This is a genomic window from Sphingomonas daechungensis (genome assembly GCF_039543105.1).
GTDB lineage: Bacteria > Pseudomonadota > Alphaproteobacteria > Sphingomonadales > Sphingomonadaceae > Sphingomicrobium > Sphingomicrobium daechungense.
The window spans coordinates 1,703,262-1,718,256 of the sequence record NZ_BAABJC010000001.1; the positions used below are offsets into that span (position 1 = coordinate 1,703,262).

Here is a 14,995-nt window from a genome sequence, read left to right on the forward strand (position 1 = left end):
GATCGCGAAGCATAAGGTCGGCTGGTGGGAAATCTGGAACGCCTCAAGGGCGCGCTCGGGAGAACCTCCATTGAAGCAGGACGATCCGACCGAAAGCCGAATTTGGCGTGTCGAAGTCCGGGCTGGAAAGCATTACCTGAAGGAGCGCTGGAATATTCGCACATGGTCCGACTTAGACAATCGGCTCGGAGACATGTTTGCCGCTTCGATTGAGGCCATTCGCCACGCCCAGCCCACCAGAGACTCCAATCGGTCGAGGTGGCCGAACAGCGAGCTTTGGAACCGCGTAGTCGACGAAGTCCAAACAGACCTATTCGAAATGCGGCAGTGGGCGGACCCCGACTTGGTGAAGAGCGTCCAGAAGGACGCGCTAAACGACCTTCTGGCGCGCCAAATGCTTGGCCTGATGGTCAATCGCGCCGCGCTGCGGGGTGTGCAATTCCCCCAACTTCGTGCGTTCGCGCTCAGCATTGGCGACGAATTAGCGCGGGAAGTCTCGAACTCCCCGTCGCGCATCGGCGACAAACTCGCTCGGACGGTCAACCGATATGACCTTGGTATCTAGCTTATTGCTAGAGTCCGCTTTCGACCCATTCCTGCCATTAGCCTCGACCCCATTGCGGAGGCCTGATCCGAGCCATACGCTGGCGGCGTGACGATCTGGCCGAGGCGCTCCGCGATTTCCGACCAAAGGCTCATTGAAGCTGCGGAGATACTCGCTCGCACGTTGGGCCTGTCGGGAGATCATCAGATAGCGTGTCTTCGGGCCAATGGATTTGGCGAGGGTCAAGCTCATCGGTTGGCGGCGCTTCTACCAATCGCATTTAGCCGCCCAGTTCTCGAGGACTTGGGAGTTCGCACCTTCGTCAGGGAGGTGACGGCCACTGAGCCGGGCGGTGCAATGGTGAGGGCTGATCTAATGCGGCAGCTCGAATACGTTGCCGCGCTGAGATTTGCGCGCAAGCACCGCCGCAGGGCCTTGGTGGACCATGAAGTCTACAAGCGCGTTGCCGAAAGCAGCGCAGACATTGATGCTGCGAGCAACGCCCTAAATGGCGGCGCAGATTTACGTGGAGCGGCGATTGCTAGCTCGCTAGTCGGCGAGGCCATCGCTCAGCATCTTATTCGCTAAGGAATGGCAACTTTCCACCCATTCCTGCCGCTAGCCCTTGAGTTTCCTGCGGCGCTTCCTCTGCGTCCGTAGTGACCGCGAGACGCCCTCCGACGCGCTTCGGAGAGCATCGTCGTAGAGGTGCGCATATCGCTTCGTAGTTTGCGGAGTCGAATGCCCAAGGAGCTCGCCGACAACCATTAGCGATTGTCCGGATGATGCGACCAAACTGGCGAAGGTGTGACGCAAGTCGTGGAGCCGAACACTTTGAAGACCAGCAGACTTAGATACGGCAGCCCACGTTCGGCGAACGTCCTGTAACGCCCCACCGGTGCTGCCGGCAAACACTTGCTGGCCAGCAGACCCAGACCTGCGCTTGAGGATCGACGCCGCAGCAGAAGAATAGGGAACACGGTGCTCGCGGCGCTGTTTGGTTTCAGCGCTTGGTTTGGTCCAGACTTGATTGCCAAGGTCGAACTGGGACCAGGTGGCATTCAGTGCTTCGCTCTTTCGGCAGCCGGTCAGGAGCATGAATAGGATCGCGTCGGACGATGTTCGTTCAGAGTGCTTGTTGAGTGCGTCGATCAGCCGCCCAACCTCTTCCCGGTCAAGATAACGGTGTCTCTTCGGCTCCGGGTTTCTGCGCACGCCGGTCGCGGGATTGCGCTCGATCCAGCCCCACCTGATCGACAGGTTCAGAGCTTTCCTGAGGACCTCATTTACTCGATTTGCGCGGATCGGCCGCGTGTGGCTGATAGTGCGATGTAACGCGTCGCAGTCCTGCGGGCGCAGATCAGCAACCTTCTTTGCACCGAGCGCGGGAAGAATATCGTTCTTCCACATCCCGCGATCATCTGCCGCTGACCGAGGCGCCTTAGTCGGCAGGTGCTCTTCTTCGTATCGGACATATAACGCCCGAACTGTGGGCGCTTCCCTCTCCGCGATACGGCCGTCCAACGGGTCGAGGCCGATATCGACCTGGCGGCGTAGATGCTCGGCCTGCTTCCGAGCCGCGAGAGCGGACCAGGCTGGATATTGGCCTATCGTGATGCGGCGCTCCCGGCCCTTTATCCGATAGTTGAAGACAAACGAGCGAGCGCCACCAGCTGTGACCCGTAGCCCGTAGCCCGAAGCCCGACAGGCGACTGTCATAGGAAATCCGATTGCCTTGAACTGGCGGCTCGCATTCACGAACGAATCGATCATCCAATTTGCGCTGACTTCTCTGTGTCCGCGCTGTGTCCGTACTCAGCTGGCATATTGTTGACACTGAATGTCCGAAGTTGGCATCTCTTGGCATCAGGAAATCTCCGTATAATCAGCACGTTAGCCGAGTTTTGGAGCCTGATTCAAATAGTTGTGAAAACCGCTCGGATCAGGCTCATAACCTGAAGGTCGTAGGTTCAAATCCTACCCCCGCAACCAACACATCAGCCGCCTTCGGGCGGCTTTTTTTTGTGCCCGCGGCACGTGAAGTTTGGGCTGGCGTTTCTTACGTGACGACTTCCCTCCTGGAAGGATCGCCATGCCCGACCAATCCCCGAAGATCGCACTCATCACCGGCGGCAGCCGCGGCCTTGGCCGCAACACCGCCGTCCACCTCGCCCGCGCCGGCGTCAATGTCGTGCTCACCTACCATTCGAACAATGCCGAAGCCGACGCAGCCGTTGCGGAAATCGTGGACCTCGGCCGGAAGGCGGTCGCCCTGCAGCTCGACACCGGCGACGCCGTCACCTTCGACGCATTCGCCTCTCAACTCCGTGAAGTGCTCAAGGAGAACTGGGACCGCGAGACGATCGACTATCTCGTCAACAACGCCGGCATCGGCCTTCACGTCCCCTTCGCCGAAGCAACGGAAGCGGACTTCGATCGGCTCACCAACATCCACTTCAAGGGCGTGTTCTTCCTGACGCAGAAGCTGCTGCCGTCGATTGTCGATGGCGGCAAGATCGTGAACTTGTCCTCCGGCCTCGCCCGCTTCGCCTATCCCGGCGCTTCGATCTACGGCTCGCTCAAGGGCGCCGTCGAAGTGCTGACGCGCTATCTTGCCAAGGAGCTCGGTCCGCGCCGCATCGCGGTAAATGCGATCGCGCCCGGCGCGATCGAGACCGACTTTGGAGGCGGGCGCGTCCGCGACAATCCAGAGATCAACAAGCAGGTCGCGGCCAACACGGCGATGGGCCGCGTCGGCCTGCCCGACGATGTCGGCGGTGCGATTACCGCTTTGCTCGTTGGAGAAACCGGCTGGGTGACCGGCCAAAGGATCGAGGTCTCCGGAGGCCAGGGCCTCTAGGTCACCTCAGCCGCTTGGTCACTTCGCAGCGGCCGGGTCCGGATGCGCGGCCTTCCATTCCATTGCCACCCGGACCCGCCGTTCGACGGAAGGGTGATCGTAGAACACGAACTCCTCGACCGCATTGGGTCGGGGATAGCGATACTCGGCCGTTTTCACGAGCGCGCTGGCGAGGGCGTCCGGGCGGTTCTCCGTCTCCAGCGAATACATGTCGGCCTGCGTTTCCAGCGTCCGGCCGAACGTGTTGATGAAGGGCGACGCGGCGACGGCAAAAACCGAGATGAGGAAGAACAGCACCGGCACCCCGCGAGGGTCATCGATTTTGGCGTCCGACCCAAACGCCCGGGCAAAGCGCGGGTAGAGCTTTTCTGCGAGCCAGAAGAGCACCATCGCCAGGACCGCGAAGAACAGAATCCCCGACCAGGTATGCTTGAGGACGTAATGTCCGATCTCGTGACCGGTCACGGCCTTCACCTCATCGATCGAGGCACTCTTGAGCGCGACGTCGGAGATCGCGACCCGTGCCGTGCTCCCGACTCCGCCGGCATTGGCGGTGAAGTTGTTCGACTGGCGCGATCCGTCGAACATGAAGACCTTGTCCGGGGGGATTTCGGCACGCTTGGCCATCTCCACGACCGTGTCGCGAACTTGGCCGGGCGGGACCGGCTCATATTTATTGAACAAGGGCTCGATCAGTACGGGCGAGAGCAGCATGACGAAGGCCATGACCGCCGCGGTCAGCGCGCCCGACCAGATCCACCAACGCTTTCCCGCGCGCCGGATCAGCCAGTAAACGCCGATCATGAAGGCAGCGAGGACGAGCGACGTAATTGCGGCCGAAAGCGCATTCTGCCCGAGCCAGTCGGCGAACGGCTGGCTGGTCCGCCCATAGCCGGTCTCGCGCCACCAATCGTCGTAGATCGTCCACGGCAGGCTGAGCACGCCCGAGACGATCAGGAAGATGAAGCTGAGCACGAACGCCCGTAGGTTCTGTCTTCGCTCCGGAAGTCGGCGGTCGATTGCGTCGAGGATCCCCCATCGAACGATCAGCCAGGTCACCACCGCCGACACGACGAGCGCCCAGAGCAGCATCCATTCCTTGCCGACGGTGTAGTCGTGCGCCTTCTGAAGCGCTGTGGGTCCGAGGCTGTCGATATATCGCGCCGTCGCCACGTTCGGGTCGAATGCCATGCTGCCTCCCCAGTTCGGAACGGCAACGTAACCTCACGACGTGCAAGCGCAATGGGAACGACTGCGAAGGCGTGGCGATTATCTACGAATGGCAAAAGCCTCGTCAGTCCCGGCACCCATGGAAGCCCTGCTCGCCGCGGAATTGCCCGAAGGCGAAGGCTGGCAGTACGAGCCGAAATGGGACGGCTTCCGGTGCATCGCGCGCCGAGACGGCGGGACTGTGGAAATGATCTCCCGGTCCGGCAAGCCACTCGGCCGCTATTTTCCCGAAGTGCTAGAAACGCTCGGGAAGGTCGCGGCCGACCGGTTCACACTCGACGGTGAGCTGATCATTCCGCTCCAGGACCGCCTCGACTTCGAGGCCCTGCAGATGCGGTTGCATCCCGCCGAAAGCCGGGTCCGCAAGCTTGCGCAGGAGACGCCGGCATTGTTGATGCTGTTCGACATCCTCGAAGCGGGAGGGAGGTCCGTTGACGACAACCCTCTCTCCGGACGGCGGCAGGCGCTCGAACGTTTCTTCAGGGTGAACGCGGTTGACGGTTTGCTGTTGTCCCCGGCGACGACCGATCGGGACGTCGCGGCGGGCTGGCTGAAGCGGAGCGGAGGGGCGTTGGACGGTGTCGTCGCGAAGCGCCTCGACCAACCCTACCGCTTCGGCGAGCGTGCGATGATCAAGGTGAAGCAGCTACGGACCGCGGACTGCGTCGTCGGTGGTTTCCGATACGCCGAAAAGAAGCACGAGGTCGGCTCCTTGCTGCTCGGCCTCTATGACGACGAGCGCTTGCTTCATCATGTGGGCTTCACGTCTGCAATTCCCGCCAAGGAGCGCCCCGAGCTGACCAGGACGCTGGAAGCACTGATCAAGCCGCCTGGATTCACGGGCAACGCGCCCGGTGGCCCAAGCCGATGGAGTACCGAGCGCAGCGGGCAGTGGGAGCCGCTGAAGCCGAAGCTGGTCGTCGAAGTCCGCTACGATCAGGTCACGGGACGGCGTTTCCGCCACGGCACCGCGCTGCTGCGCTGGCGGCCGGACAAGGCTCCCAAGCAGTGCACGTTCGAGCAGCTCGCGCCCGAGCTGCGGCCGTCCGAAATCGCGGAGCTATTCGGGTCGTGACCCAGGCGGACCTGTTCGCCGCTCCACTGATCGACGGTCTGGACTATCGGCCGGATTTCGTCACCCGGGACGAGGAAGCCGCGCTGTTGGCGGAGGTTGAGCGAATGGACCTCGCGCCATTCCGCTTCCACGGCTGGACCGGCAATCGGAAGACACAGAGCTTCGGCTGGCGCTACGATTTCGACGACGCCAGCTTTGCGCCGGCGGAACCCATCCCCGGGTGGTTGGAGCCGCTTTGTCAGGGAGCCGCAGCGTGGGCGGGTGCGGACATCGCCCACGCCCTGATCGCGCGATACGATCCTGGCGCCGGCATCGGGTGGCACAAGGATCGAAGCGTGTTCGACCGGGTCGTCGGCGTCTCGCTGGGATCACCGGCGATCCTCCGCTTCCGGCGAAGGACGGAGGATGGCTTCCTCCGTATCAACCTGCCGGTCGAGCCTCGTTCGGCTTATCGACTTTCCGGTGAAGCGCGCCACGAGTGGGAGCATCGGATCGTCCCCGGCGACCAGCTGCGCTTCTCCATCACGTTCCGAACCATGTCCGATATCGGCCGCGGGAAGGCCGCGGACGCTCAGCGCAGCTCGTAGCCGGAAAGGCATTCCGCGACCCAGCGCGCTGCGGTCAGCGCGCTGAGGTCGGTGGTATCGAGTGGCGGATCCCACTCGGTGAGGTCGATGACGCGCACTTTCCGCTGCGACGCCAGGTAACGCACTGCGTTGAAGAAATCGGCAACGGCCATCCCACCGGGTCGCGCACCCGGTGCACCCGGCAGTTGCGAGCGGTCGATGACGTCGATGTCGCAGTCGACGACGATCGCTTCGCAATGCTCGACATGGCTTAGCGCCCGCTCGATCGCGCGTGGGACGCCGTTGAGGCCGACTTCGCCAATCGTGATGACGAGATTGCCTGCGGCGACTGCGTCCTCATGCATCCGGCGACTGTTCGCGAACGCCGCGAGTCCGATTTGCGCGATATTCGCGCCGGGAAGCCCATCGTTGATCAAAGCGCGAACCGGGTTGCCGTTGCTCAATCCCTCGTGCGTGTCGCGCATGTCGAAATGGGCGTCGAGCGTGATGAGGCCGACTCTTTCCAGCGGCATTCCAAGCCCGAGAACGGCAGGACGGGTCACCGCATTGTTGCCGCCGACGACTAAGGTCAACTCGTGAAGCGCCGCGCTGAACTGCACGGCCTCGCGGATCGGTCCCGTCGCCTGCTCGATGGTCATTCCGGCGATCTCCACATCGCCGCGATCGACGATGCGGGTCGAGATTTCGCGCTTGGTCTCGATGTCGTACCGGCCGATTCTCCGAAGTGTCTCACGCAGTAAAGCTGGCGCAAGATCGCAGGAACCCGGCGTGACCGATCCGGCTGCGAGTGGCGCCCCCACGAGGCCAACGGGCGCGTTCGAATCCCGTGCCACGAGAAGCTCGGAAAGGTTGGGCCAGCCACGCATTCCTTTGCCGTAGCAAGAGCAGTCGCCTAAGGCGACGGCCATGTGGGACAGCCTCCTTGTCGACTGCCGTATCGCCACCATGGAGCCCTTGCCGGGCAACCCGCTGGGTCTGATCGAAAATGGCGCCATCGCGATTCAGGACGGCCGGATCCTCCGTGTCGGCAAGCGCACCGAGCTGGCCGGTTTCAGGGCGAAGGAGGTCGTCGCGCTCGGCGGCGCCTGGGTCACCCCGGGCCTTGTTGATTGCCACACGCACCTGATCTTCGGCGGCACCCGTGCGGACGAGCATGCCATGCGCCGCGCCGGAGCGACCTACGAGGAAATCGCCAAGGCCGGAGGCGGAATCGCCTCGACGGTCAAGGCGACGCATGCCGCCTCCACCGATCAGCTTCTGGCGTCTGCGGCGTATCGCCTCGACGCGCTGATCAAGGGCGGCGTCACGACGGTGGAAATCAAGTCGGGTTATGCGCTCGACGTTGAAGGCGAAATCCGCCTGCTTCGCTGCACCGCGGCCTTAGCCGCCAGCGAGGCGGTGCGCATCGTCCCGACGTTGCTGGCGCTCCATGCCCTTCCGCCCGAGTACAGGGATCGACGTGACGACTATGTCGCAATGATCGCGGACAAGCTGATCCCGCGCGCGGCCCGCGAAAGGCTGGCAACGAGCGTCGATGCCTTCTGCGAAAGCATCGCTTTCACTCCGCAGGAGGTCGAACGCATATTCAATGCGGCGCGCGCCAACGGCTTGCCGGTGCGGCTTCACGCCGAACAATTGTCGAACCAGAACGGCGCCGCGCTCGCCGCCAGCTACAAGGCACTGTCCGCCGATCACCTCGAGCATCTCGACGATGCGGGCGCCAAGGCGATGGCCAAGGCTGGAACGGTGGCCGTGCTCTTGCCCGGCGCCTTCTATGCGCTTCAGGAAACGAGGAAGCCGCCGGTGGCGGTTCTGCGCAAGCACAAGGTGCCGATTGCAATCGCGACCGATTGCAACCCGGGAACTTCCCCGATGCTGTCGCCCACGCTGACGATGAATATGGCTTGCACCTTGTTCGGCCTGACGCCGGAGGAGGCCGTGGCGGGTATGACGATCAACGCGGCTCGTGCGCTCGGCCTGGCTCATGAGGTCGGGAGTATTGCCGCGGGGAAAGCCGCGGATCTCTGCGTCTGGCGGATCGAAAATCTCTCGGAACTCGGCTACTGGATCGGGTTACCGGGACCCGAGCGTCGGATGTTCGGGGGGACAGATGCCTAGGCTTCTCGCCGTGATCATTGCCCTAACCGCCTGGGTGGGGCTTGGCATCCAATTCTACGCAACATTCGGCACTTCCGGTTCGGTGCTCGAGACGCTCTGGATCATCCTGCGCTTCTTTACGATCACGACGAACCTGATCGTCGCCGTCACCATGACGGCTGTCGCGCTCGACCGGCGCGTGTCTTCCTTCATCCATGCCGGCGTGACCCTGGCGATCGGGCTCGTCGGCGTCGTTTATGTGACCCTTCTTCGCGGCCTCCTGCAACTCGAAGGCGCGGCGCTGATCGCGGATACGATCCTGCACTATGCGGTGCCGATCATGACGGTTCTTTACTGGATCGCGATCGCGCCGAAGTACGGCCTGCGTTGGCAGCACTCCTTGCTTTGGAGCCTCTATCCGCTCGCTTATTTTGCTTACGCCATCGTGCGTGGATCGATCGATGGGCGCTATCCCTATCCGTTCATGAATCTTGCCGAGCTGGGCCCGGCGCGGACCGCGTTGAACGCAGTAGGGTTGGCCATCGCTTTCGTGATCGCTGGCGTGTTGATGGTGGCATTCAGCCGCCTCGCCGGCCGTAATCGAGGCCGGCCCTTGGGCTAAGCCGACGGAACCGCTAGAGCGGCGGCGATTGGGGAAGGGGTAGGATTTGACTGACCGACGCGACAACAGCCGCCGCATCCGCGCCCGCCGCGGAAGCGAGATCGTGGCGAAGAGCTGGACCACCGAAGCGGCAGTCCGGATGCTGATGAACAATCTCGACGACGAGGTTGCCGAGGATCCACAGAGCCTGGTCGTCTACGGCGGCATCGGCCGCGCCGCACGCAATTGGCAGTGCTTCGACAAGATCGTCGAGACGCTCGAGCGACTGGAGGAAAATCAGACCCTGCTGGTGCAATCGGGCAAGCCCGTCGGAGTCTTCCCGACGCACAAGGATGCGCCCCGCGTGCTGATCGCCAATTCCAACATCGTGCCGAAGTGGGCGACATGGGAGACGTTCAACGCGCTCGATCGCGCCGGGCTCATGATGTACGGCCAGATGACCGCGGGCTCGTGGATCTACATCGGCACGCAGGGCATCGTTCAGGGCACCTACGAGACCTTCGCGGAGATGGGTCGCCAGCATTTCGGCGGCGATCTCAACGGCAAATGGATCCTGACGGCCGGGCTTGGCGGAATGGGCGGCGCGCAGCCTCTCGCGGCGGTGATGGCCGGCGCGCATTGCATCGCCATCGAATGCCAGGAAAGCCGAATCGAGAAGCGGCTGGAAACGCGATACCTCGACAAGCGCGCCGCGACGATCGACGAGGCGCTGGAGATCCTCGCACACGCTACGGAGCCGACCAGCGTCGGCCTGCTCGGCAATGCGGCGGAGATCCTGCCGGAGATGTTGAGGCGCGGCATTCGTCCGGACGCGTTGACGGACCAGACGAGCGCGCACGACCCCGCCAACGGCTACTGCCCGGCGGGCTGGTCGGTCGCGAAATGGCAGGAGATGCGCGAGCGCGACCCCGCCGCCGTCGCCGAAGCGGCACGAGCGTCGATCGCGGTCCACGTCGAAGCCATGCTCGCGTTCAAGGATATGGGCGTCCCGACGTTCGATTATGGCAACAACATCCGCCAGGAAGCGAAGGACATGGGCGTCACCCATGCGTTCGATTTCCCCGGGTTCGTTCCCGCTTACGTTCGCCCGCTCTTTTGCCGCGGCATCGGACCGTTCCGCTGGGTCGCCCTGTCCGGCGATCCGGAGGACATCTACCGCACCGATCGACGGGTGAAGGAACTGATCCCCGACGATCCCCACCTTCACCGCTGGCTCGACATGGCTCGGGAGCGCATCGCCTTTCAGGGCCTGCCCGCGCGCATCTGCTGGGTTGGCCTTGGCCAGCGCCACAAGCTCGGCCTCGCGTTCAACGAGATGGTGCGGAATGGCGAAGTCAGCGCGCCGATCGTGATTGGCCGCGACCATCTGGATAGCGGCTCGGTCGCCTCGCCCAACCGCGAAACGGAAAGCATGATGGACGGCAGCGACGTCGTGTCCGACTGGCCGCTTCTGAATGCGCTCCTCAACACGGCCGGCGGCGCAACCTGGGTATCGCTCCATCACGGCGGCGGCGTCGGCATGGGCTATTCGCAGCACAGCGGAATGGTGATCGTCGCCGACGGCACAGACGATGCCGCGCGGCGGCTGGAGCGCGTTTTGTGGAATGACCCCGGCACGGGCGTGATGCGTCACGCCGACGCGGGCTATCGCATCGCTATCGACTGCGCGCATGAGCAGGGTCTCGACCTGCCGATGGTCGGCGCATGAAGGTCGATCCCAACAACGTCACGCTGGACCTGCTGCGCAAGTTCTGGTGCGGCGAGGAGCAGGTCGCCGAACTCGACGACACAGCGATGCAGCGCGTCGCGAATGCGGCTGCATCTGTCGACCGGATCGTGGCCGGAGGCGAGACCGTCTACGGCGTGAACACCGGTTTCGGCCTGCTCGCGAACACGCGAATCCCGGACGATCGCCTCGCCGAGCTGCAGACCAACCTCATCCTGTCGCACAGCGCTGGGCTTGGCGAAGCGCTTCCCCGTAACGTCACCAAGCTCATGATCGTGCTGAAGCTACTCGGCCTCGGCCGTGGTCATTCCGGTGTTCGGCCGGTGGTGATCGAGGCGCTGCAGACGCTGCTGGAACATGGAGCGATGCCGGTCATCCCGTCGCAGGGCAGCGTCGGCGCAAGCGGCGACCTCGCCCCCCTTGCTCACCTGATTGCAGCCCTGATGGGCTACGGACGCATCGACATGGGCGGCTTCATCCCGGCGGCCGACGCTTTGAAGAAGATCGGCCTCGAGCCGCTGCAGCTCGCGCCGAAGGAAGGCCTCGCGCTCATCAATGGCACGCAGGCGAGTACGGCGCTTGCGCTCGATGCCCTGTTTTTCGGTGAGCGAGTCTTCGCCGCGGCGGTCGCGGCCGGATCGCTTTCGGTGGACGCGTTGAAGGGCAGTTCCAAGCCGTTCGATCCCCGAATCTCCGAGCTGCGGGGGCAGCCAGGCCAGATTCGTGTGGCGGCAGCCATTGCCGACCTGCTTGAAGGCAGCGAGATCCTGACCAGCCATGTCAGCTGCAGCCGCGTCCAGGATCCCTACAGCTTCCGCTGCCAGCCGCAGGTCATGGGCGCCTCGCTCGACCTGCTCGAATGTGCGGCGCGAACGCTGACCATCGAAGCGGGCGCCGTCACCGACAACCCGATCCTGTTTCCCGACGAGGACGGAGCGATTTCCGGCGGCAATTTCCATGCCCAGCCGGTCGCCTTCGCGGCGGACATGATTGCGATGGCACTGTGCGAAGTCGGATCGATCTCGGAGCGGAGGACCAGCGTGCTCGTCGACCCGAAGATGAGCGGCCTGCCCGCGTTCCTGACCCAGGACAGCGGGGTCAATTCCGGCCTCATGATCCCGCAGGTTACTGCAGCTGCCCTGGTCAGCGAGAACAAGACCCTCGCTTTCCCCGCCAGCGTCGACTCGATTCCGACGAGCGCGGGGCAGGAAGACCATGTCTCGATGGCTCCCATCGCGGGCCGGAAAGCGGTCAAGATCGCCAAGAACACGGCCGGAGTCGTTGCGGTCGAGCTGATGGCGGGTGCGGAGGGCATCGATTATCACGCGCCGCTGAAAACGAGCCCGAAGCTTCGTCTGATCCACTCGGCCGTTCGGGAGCATTCGCCGCACTTCACCGCCGACCGCTACTGGGCCGACGAAATGAGCGATCTGCAGGGCGCCGTTCTCGCCAACGAGATCGGCTTCGACGTGATCGGGCTTAGCTGACGCGCGTCCAGCGCTGCTCGGAACAGAAGACTCCGAACACCGCGCAGCCCTTCACGACCATCGTGTTGGGCCCGACCTGGTGCACGGTTGCCGATCCGCGGATGTTGCGCTTCGGCTCATAAGCCTTGCCCTTGTAGACGCCGTCGCTCACGGGCCGCAGGTCGGTCAGCACGCGGGTGCCGGGCTCGGCGCCCTTCGCCTTGTTCTTCGGCGTGGCCCAGCTGACGGTGCCGCAATAGGCCTCGCCGCACTTCGCCACCTGGACGATCACGCTGCGCTTCGAATTGGCCCACTTGCCTTCGAGCGCCTGCGCGAACGCGGGCGTTGTCGAAGCAAGCGCAAGAGCGGCCGTCGCAATGCTCAGAATAATGCGTTTCATGACGCCCATTTAGTGGAGATTTGCGGCAATAATGGCGCGCTCAGCTTGCGCGGCGATGAACGGTTTCGGCTCGCCTCAGCGCGCGACCGGCTGGTCCGTACGCGTCCAGACCTGCGATCCGCAGATCATTCCGCCGATCAGGCAACCGGACACGCGAAGTTTGTTGGGATTGATCGGCGTGATCTTGCCGTTCACCCGGACGTTGAGGTCGGGGACGAAGAGTTTGCCCCGCCATTGCCCGTTCGATCGCGGCCGGAGGTCGGTCAGCAGCCGAGCTCCGACCAAGGGATCGATCCCTCGCCTTGCCGCCTTCTTCGCATTCTCGTTCGCCCAGGTCACCGTGCCGCACAGTGCGTTTCCGCACGGCGACAGATGAATGATGACGCTGCGTTCCGGGTGAAGCCACAGCCCTTCGATAGACTCCGCGGGAGCCGACGCTGAAACCGCCAAGGTCATAAGCGCGATCATCACGGCTCTTATGCCCGTCCCATCTTACGGCGCAAAGTCGGGGTTAATCTCGATCGGCCCTGAACGCGCTTTCGATGTCATGCGCGCTGTATGGCTTCGCCACGGTCGGCACCTTGCCGAACTGGGGCGGATGCGAGCGGTCGCCATACCCGGTGGCGAAGATGAACGGGATGGCGCGCTCCGCCAGCATGTCTGCGATGGGGTAGCTCATCGCTCCGTGCACGTTTACGTCCAGAATTGCCGCGTCGATGTGCTTGAGTTCTACAAGATCGCGTGCTTCCTCGATCCGCGAAGCATGCAGGACCGAAGCTCCACTGCGTACGAGCATGTCCTCTAGTGCAAGGCCGATGATCGGTTCGTCCTCAAGAATGAGGATCGTCGCCCCCTCGAACGTCATTCGGAAACTGCGGGCAGCTTCGCAACGATCGTGCACTTGAGGCCGGACGGTCGGAAGTCGAGCTCGACCTCGCTGCGCAATTCGGCGGACAGGCCGCGTTCGATCAGGCGGGTGCCGAAGCCGCGGCGCGATGGGACGACAACGGGCGGACCTCCGGTCTCCTCCCATTCCAGGATCAGCCCGATCGTCCCGTCGTCGCCCGGCGAAGCGCTCCATCGCACGGCCACCCGGCCGTCCTCGTTCGACAGGGCCCCATATTTGATTGCGTTGGTGCAAAGCTCGTGGATCGCCATTGCCAGCGACACGGCCGTCTGCGGTGCAATGAGAATGTCTGGCCCCTGGATCGAAACGCGCGACAGGTTCGCGCCGGCGGTCGCAGCGACCGAAGTCCGGATCGTCTCTAGCAGCCCGGCTCGCTCCCAGTTCTTGGTCGTCAGGAGGTTGTGAGCGGCGGATAGTGCGTTCAATCGTGCATCGAACGTCTGCCTTGCCACAGCGGGGTCGGCGCGATCGTTGAACGACTGCATGGCGAGCGCCTGGACGATTGACAGGGTATTCTTCACGCGATGATTGAGTTCGTGGATGAGCAACTGCTGGTGCTCTTCGGCGCGGCGCTGAACCGTGACGTCGTGACCCTGGACGAAGACACCGATGATCTCGCCATCGGCGGCGCTGATCGGCTGGTAGATGAAGTCGAGGAAGCGCTCTTCGAGCGGTCCGCCTTCCGCTTCCAGCATGACGCTGACACTTCGCCCGATATAGGGCTCCCCGGTAGCGATCACCTGATCGAGAAGGGTGACGAAGCCCTGGTCCACGACTTCGGGCAGAGCCTCGGCAACCGTCTTGCCGACAACGTCGCGGCCGCCCACCAACCGCTGATAGGCGGCGTTGGCCAATTGGAACCGCTGTTCGGGACCGGTGATGACGGCAATGAACCCGGGTGCCTGCTCGAACAGGGTGCGCAGGCGCTGCGTTTCCTGCGCAAGGGTTTGATAGGCTTCTTGAACCGCGTGCGCGCGCTGGAAAACGCCCGCTTCTTCACGATGATAATGGCCCGCCTCCGCGGCGAAGGTGCGCAGCCGGTGAAGCTCCGTCACGTCGACGGTGTGCTGCAGGATGTAAGCCGTCTTGCCGTCTTCCAGCAGCGGTGTGTGGGTTGCGCTCCAATAGCGTTCCTCATAGCCGCCCGACGGCAGCTGGATGTCGTATCGGATGAGCGCGATCTCGTCACGCTGGCCGGTCCGCACCACCCGTTCGAGGGAGCTGCGCAGGGACTGGTGGCTTTCCGAATCCGGGTCGCTTGGAAAAGCCTCGAACATCGCCTTGCCAACGATATCCGAGCGCTCGCGCATCGTCGTTTTCAGATAGGCGTCGTTCATCGTGACGATGGTGAGGTCGGGCGCCATCAAGACGTAGGGATTGGGAGAAGCGCCAAAAAGGGCTTCGAAATCGATGGCCGGGGGCCGCGCTGGCATGTTTCACTCCGTCGCTACGCGGCACAGCACCGACGGCGAATGTATACG

At 63.4% G+C, this 14,995-nt stretch carries 16 protein-coding genes (1 of these 16 running past the window's edge); 9 read left to right on the forward strand and 7 right to left on the reverse strand.

Annotated elements, in window-relative coordinates:
* Positions 1 to 565 carry the end of a hypothetical protein gene (locus ABD928_RS08920; protein ID WP_345168053.1) on the forward strand. It extends 587 nt beyond the left edge of the window, so the window shows 565 of its 1,152 coding nt (coding positions 588–1,152); the start codon falls outside the window, past its left edge; its stop codon occupies positions 563 to 565.
* Positions 566 to 919: 354 nt separating this feature from the next.
* Positions 920 to 1,132: a hypothetical protein gene (locus ABD928_RS08925; protein ID WP_187715464.1), complete on the forward strand. Its 213-nt coding sequence runs from the start codon at positions 920 to 922 to the stop codon at positions 1,130 to 1,132.
* A 30-nt stretch (positions 1,133 to 1,162) separates the two neighbouring features.
* Here ABD928_RS08925 and ABD928_RS08930 read toward each other — a convergent pair whose 3' ends face one another.
* Entirely contained in the window at positions 1,163 to 2,263 is a 1,101-nt protein-coding gene (locus tag ABD928_RS08930) for a tyrosine-type recombinase/integrase (RefSeq protein ID WP_345168058.1), read from the reverse strand.
* Positions 2,264 to 2,636: 373 nt separating this feature from the next.
* Here ABD928_RS08930 and ABD928_RS08935 point away from each other — a divergent pair, with 373 nt between their 5' ends.
* Positions 2,637 to 3,404: an SDR family NAD(P)-dependent oxidoreductase gene (locus ABD928_RS08935; RefSeq protein WP_345168061.1), complete on the forward strand. Its 768-nt coding sequence runs from the start codon at positions 2,637 to 2,639 to the stop codon at positions 3,402 to 3,404.
* Between the two features lie 18 nt (positions 3,405 to 3,422).
* Here the strand turns inward: ABD928_RS08935 and ABD928_RS08940 are convergent, their stop codons facing one another.
* A complete protein-coding gene (locus tag ABD928_RS08940) occupies positions 3,423 to 4,595 on the reverse strand; it encodes a M48 family metallopeptidase (RefSeq protein ID WP_345168064.1) in 1,173 nt (390 codons plus the stop codon).
* Positions 4,596 to 4,713: 118 nt separating this feature from the next.
* Here ABD928_RS08940 and ABD928_RS08945 point away from each other — a divergent pair, with 118 nt between their 5' ends.
* Together ABD928_RS08945 and ABD928_RS08950 are read left to right on the forward strand one after the other, a co-directional pair.
* A complete protein-coding gene (locus ABD928_RS08945; RefSeq protein WP_345168068.1) occupies positions 4,714 to 5,709 on the forward strand; it encodes an ATP-dependent DNA ligase in 996 nt (331 codons plus the stop codon).
* Complete coding sequence (locus tag ABD928_RS08950; protein ID WP_223276539.1) at positions 5,706 to 6,296, forward strand: alpha-ketoglutarate-dependent dioxygenase AlkB; 591 nt, start codon at positions 5,706 to 5,708, stop codon at positions 6,294 to 6,296. The genes ABD928_RS08945 and ABD928_RS08950 overlap by 4 nt, the downstream gene beginning before the upstream one ends.
* Here the strand turns inward: ABD928_RS08950 and ABD928_RS08955 are convergent.
* Complete coding sequence (locus ABD928_RS08955; RefSeq protein ID WP_187715462.1) at positions 6,281 to 7,204, reverse strand: arginase family protein; 924 nt, start codon at positions 7,202 to 7,204, stop codon at positions 6,281 to 6,283. The genes ABD928_RS08950 and ABD928_RS08955 overlap by 16 nt on opposite strands.
* Between ABD928_RS08955 and hutI the strand changes: the two genes are divergently transcribed.
* From hutI to hutH, 4 genes are read left to right on the forward strand one after another with little or no spacing between them, the layout of a single operon-like run.
* Positions 7,203 to 8,414 carry an imidazolonepropionase gene (hutI, locus tag ABD928_RS08960; protein WP_345168075.1) on the forward strand — a complete coding sequence of 404 codons (1,212 nt, stop codon included), beginning with the start codon at positions 7,203 to 7,205 and terminating at the stop codon, positions 8,412 to 8,414. The two genes, ABD928_RS08955 and hutI, sit on opposite strands and share 2 nt — an antisense overlap.
* On the forward strand, positions 8,407 to 9,015 hold the full coding sequence (locus tag ABD928_RS08965; protein ID WP_223276652.1) for a Pr6Pr family membrane protein: 609 nt from the start codon (positions 8,407 to 8,409) through the stop codon (positions 9,013 to 9,015). Before hutI ends, ABD928_RS08965 begins: the two co-directional genes overlap by 8 nt.
* Before the next feature lie 46 nt (positions 9,016 to 9,061).
* Positions 9,062 to 10,723, forward strand: coding sequence for a urocanate hydratase (hutU, locus tag ABD928_RS08970; RefSeq protein ID WP_345168080.1), 1,662 nt, complete (start codon positions 9,062 to 9,064; stop codon positions 10,721 to 10,723).
* Positions 10,720 to 12,228 (forward strand): histidine ammonia-lyase, encoded by a 1,509-nt coding sequence (gene hutH, locus ABD928_RS08975; RefSeq protein WP_345168082.1) that lies wholly within the window; start codon positions 10,720 to 10,722, stop codon positions 12,226 to 12,228. The genes hutU and hutH overlap by 4 nt, the downstream gene beginning before the upstream one ends.
* On the opposite strand, the gene ABD928_RS08980 is transcribed toward hutH, so the two are convergent.
* The 4 genes from ABD928_RS08980 to ABD928_RS08995 form a co-directional block, all read right to left on the reverse strand.
* Positions 12,221 to 12,607, reverse strand: a complete 387-nt coding sequence (locus ABD928_RS08980) for a DUF2147 domain-containing protein (protein WP_187715461.1) — start codon at positions 12,605 to 12,607, stop codon at positions 12,221 to 12,223. The two genes, hutH and ABD928_RS08980, sit on opposite strands and share 8 nt — an antisense overlap.
* 75 nt (positions 12,608 to 12,682) lie before the next feature.
* Positions 12,683 to 13,075 (reverse strand): DUF2147 domain-containing protein, encoded by a 393-nt coding sequence (locus ABD928_RS08985; protein ID WP_187715460.1) that lies wholly within the window; start codon positions 13,073 to 13,075, stop codon positions 12,683 to 12,685.
* A 43-nt stretch (positions 13,076 to 13,118) separates the two neighbouring features.
* The gene (locus ABD928_RS08990; RefSeq protein ID WP_345168085.1) at positions 13,119 to 13,472 is read right to left on the reverse strand and encodes a response regulator; all 354 of its coding nucleotides are present in this window, start codon (positions 13,470 to 13,472) and stop codon (positions 13,119 to 13,121) included.
* Positions 13,469 to 14,947 (reverse strand): PAS domain-containing sensor histidine kinase, encoded by a 1,479-nt coding sequence (locus ABD928_RS08995; RefSeq protein WP_187715458.1) that lies wholly within the window; start codon positions 14,945 to 14,947, stop codon positions 13,469 to 13,471. Before ABD928_RS08995 ends, ABD928_RS08990 begins: the two co-directional genes overlap by 4 nt.
* Between the last annotated feature and the right edge of the window lie 48 nt (positions 14,948 to 14,995).

Bases quoted from the DNA above. Each gene is read 5' to 3' on its own strand.
- hutI (WP_345168075.1), top strand. From the start codon at position 7,203: ATGTGGGACAGCCTCCTTGTCGACTGCCGTATCGCCACCATGGAGCCC.
- ABD928_RS08930 (WP_345168058.1), bottom strand. From the start codon at position 2,263: ATGACAGTCGCCTGTCGGGCTTCGGGCTACGGGCTACGGGTCACAGCT.
- ABD928_RS08945 (WP_345168068.1), top strand. From the start codon at position 4,714: ATGGAAGCCCTGCTCGCCGCGGAATTGCCCGAAGGCGAAGGCTGGCAG.
- ABD928_RS08955 (WP_187715462.1), bottom strand. From the start codon at position 7,204: ATGGCCGTCGCCTTAGGCGACTGCTCTTGCTACGGCAAAGGAATGCGT.
- ABD928_RS08965 (WP_223276652.1), top strand. From the start codon at position 8,407: ATGCCTAGGCTTCTCGCCGTGATCATTGCCCTAACCGCCTGGGTGGGG.
- hutH (WP_345168082.1), top strand. From the start codon at position 10,720: ATGAAGGTCGATCCCAACAACGTCACGCTGGACCTGCTGCGCAAGTTC.
- ABD928_RS08995 (WP_187715458.1), bottom strand. From the start codon at position 14,947: ATGCCAGCGCGGCCCCCGGCCATCGATTTCGAAGCCCTTTTTGGCGCT.
- ABD928_RS08990 (WP_345168085.1), bottom strand. From the start codon at position 13,472: ATGACGTTCGAGGGGGCGACGATCCTCATTCTTGAGGACGAACCGATC.
- ABD928_RS08935 (WP_345168061.1), top strand. From the start codon at position 2,637: ATGCCCGACCAATCCCCGAAGATCGCACTCATCACCGGCGGCAGCCGC.
- ABD928_RS08940 (WP_345168064.1), bottom strand. From the start codon at position 4,595: ATGGCATTCGACCCGAACGTGGCGACGGCGCGATATATCGACAGCCTC.
- ABD928_RS08925 (WP_187715464.1), top strand. From the start codon at position 920: ATGCGGCAGCTCGAATACGTTGCCGCGCTGAGATTTGCGCGCAAGCAC.
- ABD928_RS08985 (WP_187715460.1), bottom strand. From the start codon at position 13,075: ATGATCGCGCTTATGACCTTGGCGGTTTCAGCGTCGGCTCCCGCGGAG.
- ABD928_RS08980 (WP_187715461.1), bottom strand. From the start codon at position 12,607: ATGAAACGCATTATTCTGAGCATTGCGACGGCCGCTCTTGCGCTTGCT.